The sequence below is a fragment of the Blastomonas natatoria genome (genome assembly GCF_003201955.1).
Taxonomy (GTDB): domain Bacteria; phylum Pseudomonadota; class Alphaproteobacteria; order Sphingomonadales; family Sphingomonadaceae; genus Blastomonas; species Blastomonas natatoria.
This window is the reverse complement of sequence record NZ_QJJM01000014.1, coordinates 82,519-101,881: the sequence shown is the minus strand read 5'-3', so window position 1 is coordinate 101,881 and position 19,363 is coordinate 82,519. Positions and strand designations below refer to the sequence as shown.

18 protein-coding genes are annotated in these 19,363 nt (G+C 58.8%); 5 read left to right on the top strand and 13 right to left on the bottom strand.

The genetic code is table 11. The features are described from left to right. Positions 1-62: 62 nt before the first annotated feature. From C7451_RS20025 to C7451_RS16105, 4 genes are all read right to left on the bottom strand, one after another. Entirely contained in the window at positions 63-1,100 is a 1,038-nt protein-coding gene (locus C7451_RS20025; protein WP_167398579.1) for a hypothetical protein, read from the bottom strand. 91 nt (positions 1,101-1,191) lie between these two features. Then, positions 1,192-2,067, bottom strand: a complete 876-nt coding sequence (locus tag C7451_RS16115) for a hypothetical protein (RefSeq protein ID WP_208625238.1) — start codon at positions 2,065-2,067, stop codon at positions 1,192-1,194. 38 nt (positions 2,068-2,105) lie between these two features. Next, positions 2,106-3,320: a helix-turn-helix domain-containing protein gene (locus C7451_RS16110; protein ID WP_110299983.1), complete on the bottom strand. Its 1,215-nt coding sequence runs from the start codon at positions 3,318-3,320 to the stop codon at positions 2,106-2,108. A gap of 73 nt (positions 3,321-3,393) precedes the next feature. Further along, complete coding sequence (locus C7451_RS16105; RefSeq protein ID WP_110299982.1) at positions 3,394-4,095, bottom strand: hypothetical protein; 702 nt, start codon at positions 4,093-4,095, stop codon at positions 3,394-3,396. 736 nt (positions 4,096-4,831) lie between these two features. On the opposite strand from C7451_RS16105, the gene C7451_RS16100 reads away from it, so the two are divergent. Further along, entirely contained in the window at positions 4,832-5,152 is a 321-nt protein-coding gene (locus C7451_RS16100) for a DUF736 domain-containing protein (RefSeq protein WP_110299981.1), read from the top strand. A gap of 281 nt (positions 5,153-5,433) precedes the next feature. Here the strand turns inward: C7451_RS16100 and C7451_RS16095 are convergent, their stop codons facing one another. Genes C7451_RS16095 through C7451_RS16085 form a run of 3 tightly spaced genes read right to left on the bottom strand, consistent with a single transcriptional unit; the run spans position 5,434 to position 8,856 of the window. Continuing rightward, positions 5,434-6,393 carry a plasmid partitioning protein RepB C-terminal domain-containing protein gene (locus C7451_RS16095; RefSeq protein ID WP_110299980.1) on the bottom strand — a complete coding sequence of 320 codons (960 nt, stop codon included), beginning with the start codon at positions 6,391-6,393 and terminating at the stop codon, positions 5,434-5,436. Next, entirely contained in the window at positions 6,386-7,285 is a 900-nt protein-coding gene (locus C7451_RS16090) for a plasmid partitioning protein RepB C-terminal domain-containing protein (protein ID WP_110299979.1), read from the bottom strand. The genes C7451_RS16095 and C7451_RS16090 overlap by 8 nt, the downstream gene beginning before the upstream one ends. After that, the gene (locus tag C7451_RS16085; protein ID WP_279629504.1) at positions 7,285-8,856 is read right to left on the bottom strand and encodes a recombinase family protein; all 1,572 of its coding nucleotides are present in this window, start codon (positions 8,854-8,856) and stop codon (positions 7,285-7,287) included. The genes C7451_RS16090 and C7451_RS16085 overlap by 1 nt, the downstream gene beginning before the upstream one ends. Before the next feature lie 119 nt (positions 8,857-8,975). On the opposite strand from C7451_RS16085, the gene C7451_RS16080 reads away from it, so the two are divergent. From C7451_RS16080 to C7451_RS16070, 3 genes are all read left to right on the top strand, one after another. Further along, on the top strand, positions 8,976-9,602 hold the full coding sequence (locus C7451_RS16080) for a Fic family protein (protein WP_110299977.1): 627 nt from the start codon (positions 8,976-8,978) through the stop codon (positions 9,600-9,602). A gap of 95 nt (positions 9,603-9,697) precedes the next feature. Next, positions 9,698-10,606 (top strand): HipA domain-containing protein, encoded by a 909-nt coding sequence (locus C7451_RS16075; RefSeq protein ID WP_167398578.1) that lies wholly within the window; start codon positions 9,698-9,700, stop codon positions 10,604-10,606. Continuing rightward, positions 10,603-11,352, top strand: a complete 750-nt coding sequence (locus tag C7451_RS16070; protein ID WP_110299975.1) for a hypothetical protein — start codon at positions 10,603-10,605, stop codon at positions 11,350-11,352. Before C7451_RS16075 ends, C7451_RS16070 begins: the two co-directional genes overlap by 4 nt. A 33-nt stretch (positions 11,353-11,385) precedes the next feature. On the opposite strand, the gene C7451_RS16065 is transcribed toward C7451_RS16070, so the two are convergent. The 4 genes from C7451_RS16065 to C7451_RS16050 all read right to left on the bottom strand — a co-directional run bounded on the left by C7451_RS16065 (position 11,386) and on the right by C7451_RS16050 (position 15,048). Further along, positions 11,386-12,684 carry a hypothetical protein gene (locus C7451_RS16065; protein ID WP_110299974.1) on the bottom strand — a complete coding sequence of 433 codons (1,299 nt, stop codon included), beginning with the start codon at positions 12,682-12,684 and terminating at the stop codon, positions 11,386-11,388. 1 nt (position 12,685) lies between these two features. Further along, positions 12,686-13,954 (bottom strand): tyrosine-type recombinase/integrase, encoded by a 1,269-nt coding sequence (locus tag C7451_RS16060; RefSeq protein WP_110299973.1) that lies wholly within the window; start codon positions 13,952-13,954, stop codon positions 12,686-12,688. A 363-nt stretch (positions 13,955-14,317) separates the two neighbouring features. Beyond that, the gene (locus tag C7451_RS16055; protein ID WP_110299972.1) at positions 14,318-14,755 is read right to left on the bottom strand and encodes a ferritin-like domain-containing protein; all 438 of its coding nucleotides are present in this window, start codon (positions 14,753-14,755) and stop codon (positions 14,318-14,320) included. Positions 14,756-14,865: 110 nt separating this feature from the next. Continuing rightward, on the bottom strand, positions 14,866-15,048 hold the full coding sequence (locus tag C7451_RS16050) for a DUF3008 family protein (RefSeq protein ID WP_110299971.1): 183 nt from the start codon (positions 15,046-15,048) through the stop codon (positions 14,866-14,868). 177 nt (positions 15,049-15,225) lie between these two features. On the opposite strand from C7451_RS16050, the gene C7451_RS19800 reads away from it, so the two are divergent. Further along, positions 15,226-16,272 carry an SIR2 family protein gene (locus C7451_RS19800; protein WP_146215391.1) on the top strand — a complete coding sequence of 349 codons (1,047 nt, stop codon included), beginning with the start codon at positions 15,226-15,228 and terminating at the stop codon, positions 16,270-16,272. 103 nt (positions 16,273-16,375) lie between these two features. Here C7451_RS19800 and C7451_RS16045 read toward each other — a convergent pair whose 3' ends face one another. Then, positions 16,376-17,287, bottom strand: coding sequence for an alpha/beta hydrolase (locus C7451_RS16045; protein WP_244181976.1), 912 nt, complete (start codon positions 17,285-17,287; stop codon positions 16,376-16,378). Next, positions 17,284-19,353, bottom strand: coding sequence for a glycoside hydrolase family 97 protein (locus C7451_RS16040; protein WP_110299970.1), 2,070 nt, complete (start codon positions 19,351-19,353; stop codon positions 17,284-17,286). Before C7451_RS16040 ends, C7451_RS16045 begins: the two co-directional genes overlap by 4 nt. Between the last annotated feature and the right edge of the window lie 10 nt (positions 19,354-19,363).

Genomic DNA, 19,363 nt, shown 5'->3' with positions numbered 1-19,363 from the left:
GGGGCTTCATCTTCGTTCCTTCGTCACTACGACGAAGCCCCAACCCTCCTTAAATCACAACCTCAAATCTGTGCCATTGGCGCTGACGGCGGACAAAGCACGATGATCGCGCGGATGCCCTGCTCAGCCAACAGGCTGTCAGCATATCGCAAGGCGTCGATGCCGCCCCTCGGTGGCAATTGCACACCGCCAATGCCTTTTTCGCGGCCGCCAAGAAACCGTGCGACGATCTCCCTCGCGAGGTTGGTCGGTACAGATCGAGACGGCAGATCGCTCACATCGAAATAGATCAGGGCTTCGGTAGCATGTCGCGCCGCCTCGGCCGCCCACGCCGTCTTGCCCGCGCCGGAAAAACCCACGACCAGACGAACGCGCCTATCCGAACTGATTGCAGGCTCTCCGCGTTGTGGGCGGTAGGGAACGGGCGGTTCGGGGAAATCCTGGAGCTGGATCACGAGCTGCTCAAGCAATTCCGGTAGATCAGCAGCTGCGAACTGATGATCGCGCCCACCAGCTGAAGCCTGCTGGACTAGGGTCGCAAGCTTGAACACGAGCGTGCGTGGCGCGAGTCCCCCGAACGGGATGGTGTCAGCTATGGCCGTTGCGATATTCATCATCGCATCGACATCTGTTCCGGCAGCCGGCAGCTCGTCGCAGGCGCCACGCAGCGGCGTGACGAGATGCACGTCGCTTGGCCAGTCGACGCTTTCAAGCTGCTTCTGTAGCTTGGGGCCCGGCTCGCTGTTGGCAACGATCGCAAACTTCGGCTGCCGCGCGCGCGCGCCGGAAGCATGCTCTCCCCGGATTCTCTCGAAGCGACCCAGCGCGCTTTCCAAGTCGCTCGGCACGACGGCGGCCATACGGGTTTTCACTTGGATATACCAATGCGCTTCACCAACGGCGAGCTCGATATCTTCGTCCAATTCAACTGCGAGAACGGCGCCGGGTTCGCGTCCGAGCTCAAGAAGCAACGCAACCGCGTAGACGTGCTGATACAGAAAGCCACGATGGACGCCTTCTATCCTGGCCAATTGATCAGGGTCCATCGGCCCGTTATCGAACGGGCTCACGATCGCTGATGGCGAAGGCGTATCGTTCACCTGTGCTCCCGCAAATTGTTAGCCGGGTGTAAAATCTTGCGCTGATATGGTGCCAGATTGGCTTCCAGCTCGGCCACAGCTAGACAGTGAATCACCCTTTCGGCCTCTCGCGGATGGCACGGTCAATGTTTTCGACCAGACTCTTGATCATCTCGGCAGTCTCGCGCACAAACTCCCGCGTGAAGGTCGAAAGCTCAAGCCCGTCCTTGCCGAAGCCATTGCGATGGACGCAGTCGTGTCTCAGCATGACTGAACGGAAAAGCTCGTCCTTCTTGTCAGTCAGGCTCAATATTCGAATGCCCAAGGCGATGCTGTAAAGGGCGTCAACCTTTGCCAGGTTGTGATAAAGGACCGTTCGAAGATGCTCGCGGACCTTGCGCTCGACCAATTCGGGCTCTTCGCGAATTACCGCAAGCGTGAATTTCTGCTTGGATAGTTCATCGTCGCCGACAATAAGGCGCTGCATAGCGTTCTCATCTGATGCCACGACGTTCAGCAGGGTGTCACCCAAATAAGCTTCTAGCGCCGTCACCTGATGCGAAAAAATTAGGCGGTTGACTAGATCGCGTCCGTCGTCCTTGCCAATTTCAGCCAGTAGGTCGCCGGTGTGATGATAGGATTCCATGAAGATCGTGAACGGGTTCGCCGGGACATCATAGTCCAGCCACTCCTCCGGATCCGGCCGCTCGTGCTTGAGGCCGTAATCTAGATCCTTGACGATCTCATGGCCTCCAACGTCGGTGCTGCTGTAATTTTCGATGCCGATCGGATATTCCCAAAGGCCCCACGTCAGTTCCCCGAGTTCGGGATGCTCCAGTACGGCTTCATAATGCATTTCCGGCCCCATCTGGCGTTCGTCGCCACCAACGGCATGCCAGTCGAGTTCGTCGCTCTCGATTTCGTAAAGCTGTCCAGTCACATTGTGCCGGATGCGAGCCACGCCTGAACAATAGACTTCCACGATCACCCCCAATGCCGACTTCGTCTAGCTCACCTCTATTCCTCTCAGCGAGGCGGACGTCGATCTGGAAAGGGAATGATCTCAGCCGCCCCGTCCATCCTGGATGGTATCATGTCTTCTCGCACCTTCAGTGAGACCACTTCGGCACCATCGCGTTCGAACCAGCCACGAGGTAAGCCGCAAAGCAGCTCAACGTCAGATTCCGAAATAATGAACTCGGTCGACATCAGATCCGCCTTACCACGTACAGCATTATCGACGATTAGATTGAGACTATCGTGCAGAGCCTTTGGTGCCGGTACCGGCCAATGCTGATCAAGCGGCTCGCCTGTCGACCAACCTTTCGCCGAGCACAGCTTATAGAGTTGGCGTGCATGGTCCTCCGGGATCACATCCAAATCGGCAAGCCGCTTGATCTGCGCCTTGATTGAAACCCGCCACCGTTCCTTCAGGCTCGTCAGCATGGCGAGCGACGCATGCCGAACTTCATGGGGGTAGGTAGACGAGGGCATGAGAAATGCGCTGGCAAGGCGAAAAGCCTGCTGCTCAATCATGCGAAGATTGTCTTGGAACTCTTCTTCTGGGACCGCCTGATGCAGAACTGCATGAGCCAACTCATGAGCAGCATCCATCTGGCGGCGGGGAAACGACATTTTGTCTGTCGCGAGCAGCACATGCGGACGCCCATCAACCGGCGACCAGCTGCAAAGACCGTCCAGTTTTGTTGTATTCATGGGGATCGCGGCTACCACGATGCCAATACGCTCCATTAGTGAAACGACGTCGCCACATGGCCCTTCGCCCATGTTCCAATGATTGCGTAAGCGCAAAGCGATCGCCTCGATGTCGTCATCGCGAAGTTGAGTGTAGCTCGCCCCTTCCAGAACATCGGGAATATCTACATCAGGCAAATCAACATAATGGCCCACCACATAGCTCGCCTCCTGAAGCCAATGCATCTGTGCCTTTTGGAAATTCAGATCACGCTGCAGCGTGCTCGCAAGTGAGCGCAAGAAAGTCGGGCGATCACTGTGGAAAGTTGGGCGGAGGAAGAATTCGGGGCGAACCTGCAGCTCGCCCGCAAGACGAACTAGCGTGGGATAGTCGGGCGTCTGATCCGACGATTCATCTTCCCATCGCGACACAGATGTAGGGCTGACGCCGATCCGCCGAGCCAGCGCCGATTTGGTCGCGATCCGCCGCGCCTCACGCGCTTCGGTAAGTCGCGCAGGGACGAATCCTGGAGTGCCAATGCGCATATGTACGAGTCCCTTCAGCTCCGCGCCAGGTAGGCGCGGAGCACACACAGTGTAATGAACTTTCTACGCGGTTTTAATCCGCAGTGCCGTTGCCAACCTCGGTGTCGGGACGCGTTTCGGGAGGCACGAACGGTTTGCGGGTCGCACGCAGTTTCACGGCGGCGCCGCCCTTGCTGCCATCGTCCGGCGCGGCAGGCGTCTCGGCATAGCCACCGAGCAAAGCCTCGAGCGATTCATAGAAGATGAATTCTTTATAATCGGACCCGATCACACCAATGGCGATTTCTTCGATCCTTCCAGCGCGCTCACGATCGCGCGCTGTCAGGAACAGCGCGAAAATGTCAGTTGGCCGGGGGCTTTTGCCATCGTCCAGCAGGCTAGGTTGCAGACTGACGTTCAATGTTACACCGGCTGCACGGGACTGGTTCTTCACAGGGATTTTGCGAGGCTCCGGCATGGCAGCGAAGCCCAGAACAACGCCAACGTCCGAACCCGCAAAACGCGCGAAAGGCTGGAACACCTTCAGCTCGGTTCCTACCATCACGCCGTCGACAAGCAAATCTCCGCCATGCTCGCGCACAACCTCTTCAAAGGCCTGCTCCTGAAGGCGGAAGCGAATTTGCCCTTCGGCTTCACGACTGCGCTTTGAATTGAGTGGCAATTCCTTTTGAACGACATCGAAAGCGCGCAGTGCAGCCGCGCGCAATCTATCTTCTAAATCGAGGAGGAGATTCTTCGGCAAAGCATCAAGGAGCGTATGGCGGACATTGGTCATTGTCGTGAATCCTTCGTTATGAAGGAAATGATATACAAATTTTCGCGTTATGCAATATCCGTTATCATCAATCGTGCGTCATGCTGTGAAGATCGCGCATGGCAGGCGAGCCGACATTGCTTCTCGTAATGAATCCTTTTCGAGGGCTCAACGCGGGCCTTTGCTACCCAGCTTGAACGAAAGGCTGCTCCAGAAACCTCTCGCACCGGACTTGCTCCCGGGGGTTTCGAGCATCCTCTACATACTAAGTTCCATCGACTGAGGCCCGCTTTCGGCTGAGTCTGCAATCTGCCCGCAGGCCGGTGCACAGCAGCTTTGTTCCACACCGGCTCTTTCAAGCCGATCAGAGAACTTGTTGGCATTCTGAGCACAGCAGGCCAACTGCATTGACCAATGTGAGGGATAAAGCTGACTGCTGGCCAGCTTTCGGAATATGCTTTTAATGGTTCGGAGCGACTGTCCTTCCAAGCCATTTCAGATCTCGCGTTGCTCGAATTGGCTGGGCAGAGATGCCGTGAAGATTAGAACGGTCCATTCCCTGCGGATGATCTGAATTCTGTCGCATCCTGCCGCTCGAGAACCACCCCTCGTTGCCGCCTGTTTGCGGGCCTCGGATCGCCTTTTGCCGTCAACCCCGTGCGGGGTTCGCCCTCCGCTGGCGCTGCGGTGACGGCGGCTCCCGGCCCCTCCTTTTGGCGCCATCGGGGATGGTCCCCGACCTTTAAGGAGAACCGACATGGCTACCATCGCAAACCTCACCGTGAAGTCCGACGACAGCTTCGAAGGCACCTTGGCTACCCTGACTGTGTCCGCGCCGATCGCGATCATTCCCAACAATCGCAAGGCCAAGGACAGCGAACCCGACTATCGCATCGTCAGCCGCAAGAACGGCTTCGAACTCGGCGCTGGCTGGAAGCGCTTCTCGCAGAACACCGGCGCTGAATATGTCTCGGTCTCGCTCTCGGCTCCCGAATTCGGCACGATCTATGGCAACATCGCCAACGCGCCAGGCGATGATCCTTCGAAGAAGGTCATCATCTGGAACCCGCCGAGCTAAGGCCCTCGTATTGGCCCCGCCTCTGGGCGGGGCCATTTCTGCAGCCGACATTTATTGAGTGCCAGGCCGAATAATGTGACGGGCGTGCGCCAAATCCGGCATTTCAGCACACGCCCGTATCCACCATGCGCGAAAAGCACGCATGCGGTCGGTCCATATGGCGGCCGACCTGGTGGGCTCCTTGCGGGTTCGCCGCCATTCCCACCACCATGCTCGATCCGCCCCAACGTGCGGCGTCTCCCATGGTCCCCGCGCTTAATGGGTCCGGGTCCCCGTCATCATTACTCTGGCGCGGGTGCCGCGACCGTTCCTATCGTTTCGATCTCCGCGATCCGCTGAAACTCAGACAGATATTCCTGCCTATGGTTCGACAGCCAGCGAACGATCCGCGCGTTGCCAAGCAGCTTCGCGACGTAGCCGCGCGCGAAGGTGAGGTGGAGATTGTCGATGCCGTAGCTGTCTTCTACCGACTTCACCTGCGTCTGGAGAGTGGCAAGCTCCCGTTCCATCCGGGAGATCTGCTGGCTCGTCGGACCTGCGAGATCGTTCTTCCTCGCCTTCTTCGCTGGCGCTGCGAGCTGATCCTCAGGCGTGGCCGCGAGGAGCGCACGCGCGAAGATCAGCGAATAATTGTTCTGCCCAATCATCAGGTCCGCAGCCTCGATCTGGCGCATCGGCGACATGCGGCGCAGCATGTCGAACACCCTCATCGAACAATTGGTGTCCTTGAGCATATCCGCCGTCTCGTCGCAGATACCGTCGAGCAGGCGGAAACGCGCGCGGATCGATCCCACCTCCAGGCCGAGCGCGTCGGCGATCACAGCCTCAGTGACGCCGCGCTCGACAGCTCTGACGATCATGCGGTGCTCCTGCACCGGGGGTAGGCGATTGACGCGCTTGTTGTAGGTGTAGGTCTCGTCATCATTGGCGACGAGGCACTCTACCGTATCTACGCCGAGCTGCTTCAGCACCTCGATGCGCAGATGACCATCAAGCAGAAAGTACTGCTCGGCATTCTTTGGGTTTGGGGCGACGGCAGGCGCTTCCACCAACCCGATAGCTTTTACCGAGCTCACGATCTGGGCGTATTTGCGGCTCTCCCGCACGCCCTCCCGCAATGTCTTCAAGGGCACGATCTGATCGATGCGCAGTGTCACAGACTGCCGCTCGAAGCCCAGTCGTACACGGTTGTCGGAGTCCGGATCCGACGGCGGCCGGTCTGATGGTGGCCAATCAGTCATCGACTTCTCCCGCGATCCGCATGGCGAGCGCCCGGGGCATCGTTTCGAGCCCCTCCGCCCTGAGCAGGGTCAGAAAACCATCGTCGGCGAGCAAATCCTTGATCGCCTCGACAATGAAGAGCAGACGAGTCTGCGTGAAATCAGATTTCTTCACGAGCAGACGCTGCTTTTCCGCCTCGCGCTGATAGACCTGCATCAGGTCGCTGGCTGTTAGTTTGCGGTTGCTACCTTTCCGTCCAAGCTTTCCCGATGTCATGGATTTGCTGCGGCTGCGCATGCGAAGATCAAGCAGTCGGCGAACGGAGGCCAGCTTCTTCCCTCGCAGCTTGCCAGTTTCGTAGGCATCGAGCAGCAAGTCCTGCGCTTCTTCGCTTTCGGCGCGCGAAATCTCCATCGCAAGGCTGATCGGAATTAGCCCCGTCTCGACCGCCGAAAGCAGCCTTTCTTCGCCGCGCTCCAGCAAGGAGACAATCATACTGACCCAAGAACTTGCGACCCCAATTTTGCGTGAAATTTCAGCTTCACTGTATCCCCGCTTCCGCAGCGCACCGATCTCGCTCATGACGTCAATTGGCCGCTGGACCCGGCGGGCTATGTTCTCCACCAGGCTCATGACGAGGCATTCGCTCTCGCTGGCTTCGATCACAACCGCCGGTATCTCGGTCTGGCCCAGCATCTGGAAGGCCTCAAGCCGCCCTTCGCCGCAAACCAGATCATAGCGCGGCCCGCCAGGCCCTTCTCTTCGGCTAACCGTGATGGGCCGCTTGAGCCCAATCGCCTCAATGTTGTTCACAATCTCCCGGTGCTGACGCTTGTTTCTGGTCCGAGGATTGAGAACTGTAATCCGGGAAATCGGGATCATTTCGATTGTCGAAGGATGGGTGACAGTCATTAGGCGGCCTCCGCAATCTTGATCGGCGCAACGATTTCATAGAAGAATCTGAGATCGTCGAAGCGGTATGCATCGAGCAGCAGGTCGTTGTCCTCGGCTAGCCGAACACGTTCGGCCGCAACATCGAGCCTCGGGAAGAGATAGTAGTCGAAGGGCTGCCGGTTGCTGGCGTCCATGCGTACCACCAGGGTGATGTCGGGCATCTTGGAGGTGTCGAAGCGGATCTTCCAGCGCAGCAGGCCCGTCGGCGTGGGCGTGCAACGAACGATGACGACGGACAGGCTGAACTCATAGTTCACGATGACCCGGTCAGTCTCCAGATCCTGCCATGCTTCACTGCCCTGCGCTTTCAGGCCTTCGAGGACCTCGCGAAGAATATCTGGGTGCAGTCGGCGCAGCGCACGATTGACCGCGAGGTAACGGTAGTCGCGATCCGGCGAATAGCCGACGAGGCTGTAGGCCCGCAGCAAACTGCCAAACCGCGACGAATAGGCGCTGCTGGAGGGCAGGCCCTCACATTCGTCGATGATGATCCCCGAGAGCAGGCCCTTGCTTTCGTAGACCGTGCGCAGTGCGTCGATCATTTCGGCATCGGACAGCCTGAAGGACCGTGCGCCGATGAGCGCCTGCGCCGCATCGAACAGGTCCCGCTCGACGATGGCTTCGAACGCACCGGGGCTGCGGATCCACATCTCAGGGTCGTTGCGGACCCGCTTCTTCTTCAGCTTGAACGACTGCCGGTTCCACACATTGTCGCCGACATACTTGCCGTTGATGAGGAGCTGATGAACCGTGCCGCGCGTCCACGGCCGCCCCAGATCGGTGACAATACCCCGGCTGTTGAGGTCATCGGCGATTTCGCGCTCGCTCAGCCCGTCGTGGACGAAGGCTGCATAGACGTTACGGACGATGGCGATTTCCTCAACCGGGCCTGGCGTCAAAATCACGCGGTCGGTTTGGATACTCTTGTGCTCGCCCCGCGTCAGCACACCCTTGGTCGTACCGGTTTCGTCGATCAGGGTCCGGCGAAGCCCGAACCCGGCAGGTCCGCCTTGGCGGTAGCCCTTCTCGATCAGGCGCCCTTGGCCAGCGAAGACTTTGGTCGACAACTCCCGGCTGTACTCCCCGGCCATCGCACGCTTGACGCCCTTCACAATGGTCGAGACCGGGCTTCCGTCATTCTCAAATTGCTCCGCGCAATACTGAACCGCGATCCCGGCGCGCTTGCAGATGTACTCGTAGTAGGCGCTTTCGTCGGCGTCCTGGAACCGGCCCCAGCGGCTGATGTCATAGACCAGAACCGTGGTGTAATCGGCGGCACCGTTTTGGACGTCGTCGATCAACTGCTTGAGAGCGTCGCGGCCTTCGATCTTCAGCCCGCTTTTGCCTGCATCGGCATAGGTCCGCACGATCTCGATCCCGCGTGCGGCGGCGTAGTGCCGGATCGCATCGGCCTGGTTCTCGGTCGAGTATTTCTGATGGTCAGTCGACATGCGAACATATTCGGCCGCGCGCACGAGCCGCGGCGCCTGTTCCCTGCCATCGCTGTCTTCGTAGTCCCAGTCCTGCAACTTCCGCCCTTTCGATGACCATGCTGCCGTGGCCAGGGCGACCAACCGCTGCAGCGCGAACCACGGACTTCTCCGGCATCCCCGCATTTTCACCAGTATATGTGGGAAAGGAGCGGGAGATGTTGCCGAAAAAGGGCAGGAAGTTGCCGAAGTGGAAAGGAGCAATGGCGGGAAGGGAGGCCTATGCCGAAACCATCGCCGAGCTGTTGAAGCGTGAACACGGCGGAACGCATCGCGCAGTCAAACAAGTGATGAGGCTGACTGACGCGAGTGAGAGGACCGTTAAGCATTGGCTGGCCGCTCAACACGGGCCCGATACTGTCTTCTTTCTACGCCTTGTGACCAGCTCCCCCGTCATCAGGGCATTTGTGATCGGGCTCATCGAAAGCTCGCAAGGGGCAGTTCAAGATCGACATGGAGCAGGCCAACAAGCCGCTCGCCTATCATCAAAAACGTCCGATACGCAGCCGCCACGGCAGGATCGTCGCCAGAGTGACCGTATAAATGACCCTAAAACTGACCCTATAAATGACCCAATAACCGATGCGCTGAACGAGCGGCAGCGCTGGTTTCTCAGCCGAGTCGGGACTGGTCATCAATGCCGTGCAGCGGATATCTCGGCCTACTGGAAAGTAAGTCCGAAAACCGCTCGGAGGGATGTCGCAGGGCTTTGCGCGCTGGGCCTGATCCGCTTCACTGGTGCACGCCGAAACGGGCGCTACCAACTTGACTCCGGCCTTGGATAGTCGATGCCGGTCGCCACCGCTGGTATCGGCGACCTTTAGGCCGTATTGCAGCCATCATGACAACACCGCGCCCTTATCCTCGGCAACCATGTAGCATGGTTATTGATGTTGCCGACTGGGCGTTGGATGAAGACTTCCCGATCTATCCAACGGGCTCCAAGCCAAAGCGACTGCTGATAAGCAAACCAGATGAAACCAGTCTGTTCCTGAGGTCTGGGCAGGGATATCTATTTAAGGCCGCGCATGATTGGCAAGCTCAACAGATGTGGTCAGAAATCCTGGCCTACGAGTTGTCATTCCACTTTGGGGTCCCGGTTCCACCAGCTTTTGCTGCAATCGACTCAAATACGGGCGAGGCAGGGGTCTTGATCGAACTTTTTTATCGTTATCCAAGGCCCACCGCCCGGTTGGTACACGCCGCCGACTACATGCAAGATCATTTCATCGAAGGCAGAAAGGGACGGCCTCACGCCGTTCGTGAAAATCTCGCGTTGTGCCGGGCTCTCAAAGCCCCTGAATATTATGAATGGTGGGCCAAAGCGGTGCTGTTCGACAGTTTGCTCGGTAACGTCGATCGGCACTCGGAAAACTGGGGGTTTATCTTTGAACGTAAGGGCGACGCTCAGTCGGTGACGTTGGCGCCGCTCTACGACAACGGCACGAGCCTTGGATACAACATTCTGGAGGAACGGCTCGACCCTGCATGGACCCTTGAGCAGATCGAGCAATTTGTCCGGAAGGGAAAGCATGACTGCGGATGGTCCCACAAGGAGGACGGCCCGATGCTCAACATTGAGCTCTGTCGGCGATTCTTCACGACTTTTCCACAGTACGTCCCTATGGGGATGGCCATGTTGGGAGTTGGACGAGCTGCAATCGAAGAAATTGTGGAGTGGGCGCAAGGCTTTGATACGCCATTGCGATTCTCAGCTGCCCGCGCTCGATTTGTTGTCGATCAGATCACGACGCGCCAACGTTTGCTCCGAGAGGTTTTGGAGCAATGAGCCGCGCACTTATCCGTCACATCGTTGAACCACCGCGGCTGATCCTTGCGTGGCAGGCCCCTGATGAATTCAATGATCGGACGCGCTTCGCCGTGGGCGAGTTGAACCCGCGCGGAGACCAAACGGCGTGCCTGAGATATTTTGGTGATAGCGAACAGTTTGCTGAATTGAACCCGGGCAAAACCTACGATCAGTTGAAGAGCTATGGTTATGCTGGCTATCCTGGCTTTTCGACAGAGAAGGCTGAGCATGATGCGGGCGTAATCGAAGCGTTTATGCGGCGACTTCCGCCTAGATCTCGCTCTGATTTTGCAAGCTATATCGCACACCTCAGAATTGCGCCCGACGCTAGCGTGACGGATTTTGCACTGCTCGGGCTTTCTGAAGCGCAGTTACCAAGTGATGGCTTCTCGCTGGTTGACCCATTGTCAGTGGGCATTGAAGCGAGAGAGCTCATCTGTGAGGTCGCTGGCTACCGATACTATGCACGCAAGCCCGGTTTTATTGCCCCGCCGATAGGGGCTAGGATCGACATCTGCCCCGAACCCGACAATGCGTTCGACCCTAATGCCGTCGCATGCCAATTTGAGGGAGCAAAAATCGGTAATATCAACCGTTTGCAGGCTGCCGCCTACGGGACATGGGCAAAACAGCAGCGCGTTTCCGCCGTGGTTGATCGCCTCAACGGGACGGAAGAAAGGCCTCGGCTCTTCCTATTTGTTGAGACCTCCGCATTGCCGGAATAAATTACGGCTCTTAGTTATGGGACGTCTTCGCCGCTACCGAATGGCCGGAGTGAAGCCATACCTAGCCCGAAATTCGGATTGCATGGCCTCGATGAGGCTCGCTTCATTTTGCTGGGCCACAATGAAGCTGTCATGGATCGGTAGAGCGACGATGCCCTTGGCCAAAAGGCGGTCGACAATCCCCAGAGCAAGATCACTGTCTTCGCGCTGCAAGCGCAGGCCCTCTCCAGTTCCAAACCACTGCGCGATCGGTGCAAGGCGCTCAACCAGAGCGGAAACATAAGCCCGGAAGCTCACTCCTGGTGGCAATTGTGCGCGGTCCGTTGGAGTGGGGGTGAGATTCGGTCGTCGAGCGTTCGACCTATTTATCAGTCTGTTGAATGTGCGCTTACCCAGTTCTCGGACGAATGGCCCTTCAATGCCGGGAACAGAGTAGATATCGAAGTTCAGCTCAATTCCGACGCGAGCGTAGAGTAGCGTCGGGTGCAAACGCGCAAAATCTCGCTCAACAATGGGAGAGCCGTGCAGCGTGAGCAACAACCGTTCCGCTTTCGGCAGGTTGATCCACCATCCCCCGTATAGCCGTCCACCCCTGTCCCAACCGCCCTTGAATATCCGGTACAAAGTCGTGCTCTCTTCGCCAGAAACCAAGCGATCTGCCTCTGGGTCACCTGCCGACCTGTAACGCTCGTTTACCCGCTCCCAAGCATCGTCAGGCAATAGGATTTCCGCACGTGATAGCTCGGAACTCACTTTTGTGAGGACAGACCTGCTCGCTTTGACATCATCAGGTTCAGTCAGATCGGCAACATCTGGCTCACGCAGAATGATAATGTCTCGCCGCTCGCTCCAGCCAACTTCTTTTCTGGAGACGCCGGCCTCCACTAGAAGGCTGCGAAGCAATTTTGTCGCCCGAATGCGCGTTCGCCTCGAGTGGCGAACCTCGCCATTCTTGATATCGCGATATCCTCGCTGGCCTTCGATGAGGCCCAGTTCGACGAGCTGCTCGAGCTGGCTTCGCAGGGCGGTTACACTGATCCAGTGGCCAGAATAATCATTTCTGTTGAGTGAGATCGCAACAAAACGGCCTGAGTCCACCCTGTTAAAGATCCCGAGTGCAACATTTGCTAGAAGAGCGCTGAGCGAATGCAACCACCGCTCATGATCTGCTTTCCGGCGGTCGCGACGTCTCCCTTCAAGGGCTAGGAGACGTTGTCCGATGTCCGAAACGATGTGTTCTCCTCGTTCTCCGGACATCATGCGAAGGCCGTCGAACGGAATTGACCGCTCGAGCTCGCAGCCACTGAAGTCCGCATTGAGGAACTGGACCATTTTACGCTGCCTCGCTGAGCCGAACTAGTGCTGCAGCTCCCTTGGCAAGCAATCGAGCAATTTCATCGGAGGTGCGCTCTACCGCAAGTTTCAACGCCTCGTCGATGTGAATGTAGTCTTGGGTCACGTTCTGTGACGCATGACCGAGCATGGCGCGGATCGTCAGTTCCGAAAAACCAAGTTCGCCGGCAATGCTTCCGAACGTATGCCGCAGGGTATGGGGCGTGACGCCTGAAATCCCCGCAAGCTTACATACGCGGTCCAGGCAGGAACTCACCGCGGTGTATGGCCCAGCCCCCACATCAGATGGGAAAACATAGGGACTGCCCAAAATTTCCGACTGACCTTGGATCACCTTTAGTGCGGCGGAGCCAATGGCACGCACTTGTGCACCGCCCTTGGTGTCCGGGAAGCTGACGAAACCGCCCGTAACGTTGACCCAAGCCCTCTGCATAGCCTGCGCTTCTTCACGGCGATAACCCGTCAACAGCAGCGTCTTTAATACCCCTAGCGCGACAGGATTTTCGCGATTTTGCTCGGCATAGGCAATGGCTTTGCCGAGCATTTCAATCTCGGTGACGCTCAACCGCCGGGTCCGTTTTTTGCTGGCAAGTTTCTTTGCACCTTGGGTCGGATGAGTGGCTAGCAACCCCTTATGCTTGGCGTGACCTATGATCGCCTGAATCGTGCCAACGCATCTGGAGGCGACACCGGCCCCACCGGTAGCCCTTCCGCCTCGCCCGCCGCTGCGTGCCTTGGCGGTTTTCCCGTTCTTCACATCTGACTGCATTTGCTCGACATCGGCCACGCTCAGCTGGGCCACCACGCGCTTTCCGAGGAGTGGGATTATGTGCGTCTTGATACGGCTCTCGTCCATATCGAGGGAAGACGCCTTTATTGGTCGGTTCAGTCGTCCCAAGATGTTGCCGGCCCGTGCTTCGGCCAGATACCATTCGCACATCTCAGCGACCGTCATGCCCTTTCGTGCACGACGCGTTTCATCGGCCGGATCTTCGCCTTTGATCACCGAGGCCAGGAACAGCCTGGCCTGATCGCGCGCCTGATCCACGGTAAGTATCCCGTATCGGCCAATGTTGATCCGGCGCTGAATTCCCTCTGGGTTGCGATACTGGAGGATGAAGGTCTTCGTGCCCGAAGGAAGGACTCGTACGCCATAGCCGCGCACCTCCGTATCCCAGAGAACCGCTTGGCCCTTGGAGGGCGGAAGCAGGCCGTCCACGCTGCGCTTGTTTAGCTTAACCGGAGTCATCGCCCCTCCTCGTTTGGTGACAAAACTCTCTGTCGGACCTTTTGTCACCAAATTGTCAGCAGGTGCAAGTCTATTTCAGGCATCTTGATCGCACTGAGGGAAGTTTATCGTTCCATATAACGTTGCTTTATAGTAGAATATCCAAGTCAGGCGCTCTTAGGGAAAGTCAGTCAGTCTTCTTGCCAAGGTTGGGGTCGAGGGTTCGAATCCCTTCGCCCGCTCCAGTTTTCCGATATTTCGTCGCGACATCGCATCAGGCTTCGGCCTGATCGCGGTCGTGTGCGCGCACAAGAAAAGAGGGGCGCTGCGGCCCCTCTTTCCCATCTCTCGCGGTGCGCGGCAGCGTCAGTAGCTGCCGGTGATCTATCCCAGGCCCTGCATCGCGCTGCTGCCCGAGGCGATCTGGCGATGTGCCTGCTCGATCACGCGGAGCGTCTCGGGCGAGGCGTTGCGATCGTTGAGCGCGGTCTCGAACTTTTCCTTGAGGTATGTCTCGCCGCGCTGGACTTCCTCCAGCACCGCCTTGTCGTCGCGCGAAACGATCATCGATTTCAAGTTCACGAACATGCGGTGCGCGCTGCCCAGCACGGTGCCGTCATCCTCGGGCGTGCCGCCCAGCGTGCGCACCTGGTCGCGCAGCATCGCGACGACCTGCGTGCGTTCGGTGGCGCGTTCGCCGAAATTCGACTTGAGCTGCGGGTCCTCGGCATCCTTGGCCGATTCGCGATAGCCCTCGACACTGTCGAGCGTCGTCGCGATCAGCGAGTTGAGGAGCGAGATGTCATTGTCATAGCTGGCCATGATGAGCCTCCATTGGGGGAAATGCGCCTCTGCCGGGGGCGGCGAGGCGGTGCGCGCATTTCTGCGGTTGGCCGCACCTCGCGAAACTACATAGTTTAGCCCCGCGCCGCTCAGTCCTTGCGCTCGGGCAGTGTCTTGCGCTTCGTCGAGGCCAAGTCCTCCAGCTCCTTTTCGGACATGGACTCCGTCATCTGCTTCGACGCGCCCTTGAGGCTCTTCTTGGGCGCATCCCCGCGCTTGGCCGCAAGCGCCGCCCCCGCCGCCTTCTGCTGCGCCTTGGATTTTGCAGGCATGGTTCGTTGCTCCTCGTTGGACGAGCGAGGATGCGCCGGGATGGGGCGAGGGGCTTTAACTTATGAGAATGGCGGGCTTGTTGCGTTGTCAGATTTGCAAAATCGGAATAGCTGCATTGAAATGTCAAAACTAAAATGTTACACTAACATTCACTGTTATTCTGATGGAATTTGATAATGTTCAGTTCGAACACAGTATTTGTTGTAGGTGCTGGTGCGAGTAAAGAGGCTGGATTTCCAGTCGGAAGCGAGCTGACTCTGAAGATTGCGGACTTGGTGAACATCCATGCCGACTACTGGAGGCTGAGTCGAGGTGATCCCTATATTTTTGAGGCGATGCGTACTTTGACTCAATCTGACCCCCAATGGGAAAAAAATCAGTTCCTCGGTTCGGGGAGATCAATCGCTGAGGCGATGGATATGGCAGTCTCGATCGATACGTTTCTCGAATCTCATGCATCAAACCCGGAATATGTTTTGATAGGAAAGCTCGGCATTGTTAGGGCGATCGCAATGGCAGAGCGAGCAAGCAAAATGGCTCAGTCGAGAGAGGGTGCGCAGCCATTTAGGATTCGGGACCTGGCGGGGACATGGTATACGAGTCTTGTTCAGCAGCTTTTTACTACGGTTCCTGTCGAACGTCCTCAAGATGCCTTTGACGGAGTTAGTTTTGTTGTTTTTAATTACGATCGATGCCTTCAAACGTTTCTTGTCAGAGCTTTGGAGGTTTATTTTAGGATTTCAAATCAAGACGCTCAATCAATAATTAGAAAAGTTCCTATAGTACATGCCTATGGAACTATTGGCTCTCCGTTCTCCGGTGAGCAAGGATATGTTAAATTCGGAGATGAATCCGTTGATTTGATTTCCGCTTCGCATCGTATCAAGACGTTTTCCGAGAGCGTCGATTCTGAAACGGGGGAAACGATTAAGCAGTTGGTTGAAAAGGCGGACACACTCGTATTTCTGGGTTTTGGCTTTCATAACCAAAATATGGAACTGCTGAGCCCAGATAATCGGCTTGGCATACAAGGCGGTAAGCAGTATCGAGTTTTTGCAACAACATATGGATTGTCAGAAAGTGATGCGCAGTTCGCGCGTGATCAGATAACATTGATGCTCAATCATACAGGTGGATACAGAGAAGCAGAGCCACGCATATTCATGAAAGACGGAACTTGCTCAGAATTATTCCAAGCATATTGGCGGAGCTTAACAGCCTGATTTTCAGTTTTTGTTTCTTTCAATTGATTTTCTGTAGGGTTAATCTACGCATTCGACAAACCGCAGAAGCACCGCAACTATACGTTAAGCTACCCTAAGCGCATCAATCCCGCCTTAACACCCACCCCATGATCTCCGGCAGCCGCGCGGCCCAGGCGTTTTCCTCGTGTTCGGCGCCTTCGTACACCCGGCTTTCCCAGTCCTTGCCCTTCTGCCAGCCCGAGGCGGCGATGCGGGCGTCCACGGCCTGCTGATAGGGCGCGTAAAAGGCGTCGAGCGTGGCGGTGCCGTGGTCGAGCCAGAGGCGGCGGCCGTCGGGCGCGCCCAGCTTTTCGGCGAACCAGCGGTCCCAGAGGCGGATCAGCTCGGGGTCGCCGCCCTCCACCGCGCGCGGATCGATCGCGGGCCAGTGCGAGCTGATGCACGCGGCGCGGCCGAAAATGTCGGGGCGGTGGAGGAAGGCGTAGCAGCTCATCAGCCCGCCCATGCTCGATCCCATGATCGCGGTATCGTCGCGCCCGGGGCGGGTGCGGAAGCGCGTATCGACCCAGGTCTTGAGCGGCCCTGCGATCCAGGTGAGATAGGCATGCGAGAGGATCGGGCCACCGGCGGCCGCGTCCATCTTTGCGCGCAAGCCCGGCGAGGCGGCGTCGTGAATATCGCGCGGGAGATACTGGCGGAAACGGTCCGCGCCGGGGGCCCAGATGCCGATGATGATATGCGGCTCGACCGCGCCGCTGGCCACTGCCTGCAGCATCGCCTTGTCTGCCGCCCAGATCTTGTCGAAATTGGACCAGCGCCGGTCGAACAGATTGTGCCCGTCGTGCATGTACAGCACCGGGTAGCGCCGCGCCCCGGCGTCATAGCCCGGCGGCAGCCAGATGGTGAGGCGCTGGTCGGGCAGGCCGGCGGCGGCGATCCGCTCGTACTGTAGCAGCCGCCCCGCATCCTCGGCCCGCAGCGCGGGGGCGAGCGCGAGCGCCAGCAGCGCCAGCGCAAGCCGGATCAGGCTCACCGGTCCAGCCGCTCGAGCCGGATGGCGAAGCCGCCGCCCGGTGCCATGCGGATATTCATCGTGTCTCCGGCGGTGACGGCCTTCTGCTCGATCACGATCTGATGCCGCGCCTCGGTGCGGTAATCGGCGCTGTCGCCGTCGCGCCAGACATGAGCGCGCCAGCGCGAGCCCCTGGGCAGGAAGGACAGGTCGATCGCCGCCTCGTGCGCGGTCTCGTCGGTGACGCCGCCGATATACCAGTCGGGCCCGTTGCGGTCCTTGCGCGCGATCACCGCGAGTTGGCCGACCTCGCCGAGCAATGTGCGGCTTTCCTCCCAGTCGGTCGGCACCTTCTCGATGAAGGCGAGTTCGCGCGGATGCGCTTCCAGATTCTCGATCAGGTCGGCGACCATCTGGATCGGCGAGTAAAGCACGACATAGAGCGCAAGCTCGCGCGCCAGCGTCGATTCAAGATCGCGCCCGCCGCGGCCCTTTAGCGAGAGGATGCCCGGCGTATAGTCCATCGGCCCGGCGAGCATCCGCGTGAACACCAGGGTCGGCGCGTGGCTGGGTCCGTTGCCGGGCGTGCCCCAGGCCTGATATTCGCCCCCGCGCGCTCCTTCGCGGCTCACCCAGTTGGGATAGGTGCGCCTGAGGCCTGTGTCCTTGATCGGCTCGTGCGGGTTGACCGCGATGCGGCGCGCGGCGGCCTCCTGCACCACGCGCAGATGATGCTGAGCCATGCGCTGGCCGTCATGCCATTCCATCCGCTGTTCGCCCGGAGCGTCGCCCGGCGCGATGATGCCGCCTGCATCGGCGACATAGCCGGTCTTGACCGCATCGACGCCGTGCCGGGCATAGAGGTCGAGCGCCGCGCCGAGCTGGCTTTCGTATTTCGCGATATTGCCGCCGGTCTCGTGATGACCGATCAGGCGCACGCCATGCTGGCGCGCATAGGCGGCAAGGTCGGGCAGGTCGAAATCGGGGGTGCTCTGGACGAAATCGAAGTCGCGGCCATTGCCGAACCAGTTGCCGTCCCAGCCCTTGTTCCAGCCTTCGACCAGCACGCCGCGAAAACCGTGGTTGGCGGCGAAATCGATATGGCGGCGGACATTGTCGTTGGTCGCGCCGTGCTTCGGGCCGCTCGCCCAGCTCTTGGTCTCCAGATGCATTTCCCACCACACGCCGACATATTTGTGCGGGGTGAACCAGCTGACATCGCCGAGCCGGTTGGGTTCGTTGAGGTTGAGCTCGAGATCATTGTCGTAGAGCCCGGCTGCGCTGTCGGCGATGCGGATGCTGCGCCAGGGGGTGGTGAAGGCGCCGGTGCGCTCGACCTTCGCGCCGCGGCTCGAGGGCGAGAGCGTGGCGCGGAAGCGCTGCCCGTCCATGCGCTTGAGCCACATTCCGGCATAATCGACCAGAGCGGCCTCGTGGAACGCCAGATGCGTGCCATCCGCCAGCTTCACCGTCATCGGCGTGTGCGCGGCGGAGACCTGATCGATCGGGCCATCGTGATAGAGATATTCGTAGCGGTTCCAGTCGCCCGCCGGAATCCACCAGGCCTGGCCGGGCGCGGCGATGACGAATTCGGTCAGCTCGTCGGCGATGCGCCAGGGCTGGCCATCGGCGCGCGCGGCGAATTCGTAGCGAAAGCCGATGCCGTTGTCGAAGGCGCGGAAGCGGATGGCGATCGGGCGGTCGGCGGGCGCGTCGTTGAGCGCATCGCTGGCACCGGGCGAGATCAGGCGCACCAGCAGCTCGTTATGCCGGTCGGTCACCGTCTTGCGTTCGCCCCAGGGTTGGTCCCAGCTTGTATCCACGCTGGCTGTTTCGGCGGCGACGAAGCGGCTGTTGCGGCCGAAGCCGTCCTGATCGGTGAACTGGAAGCCCAGCCGCGAGGGCGCGATCAGCGGCTTGCCGTCGCGGCTGACCGCATATTGCGCCCAGCCCTCGCCATCGATCGTCACGTCGATCCGCACCCGGCCATCGGGCGAGGCGACGCTCGCGACGGGGCCGGATTGCGCGAGCGCTGGCGCAGCGACCGCCGCGAGCCAGGTGAGCAGGACGAGCAGCAGCGATCGCATGGGGATTCTC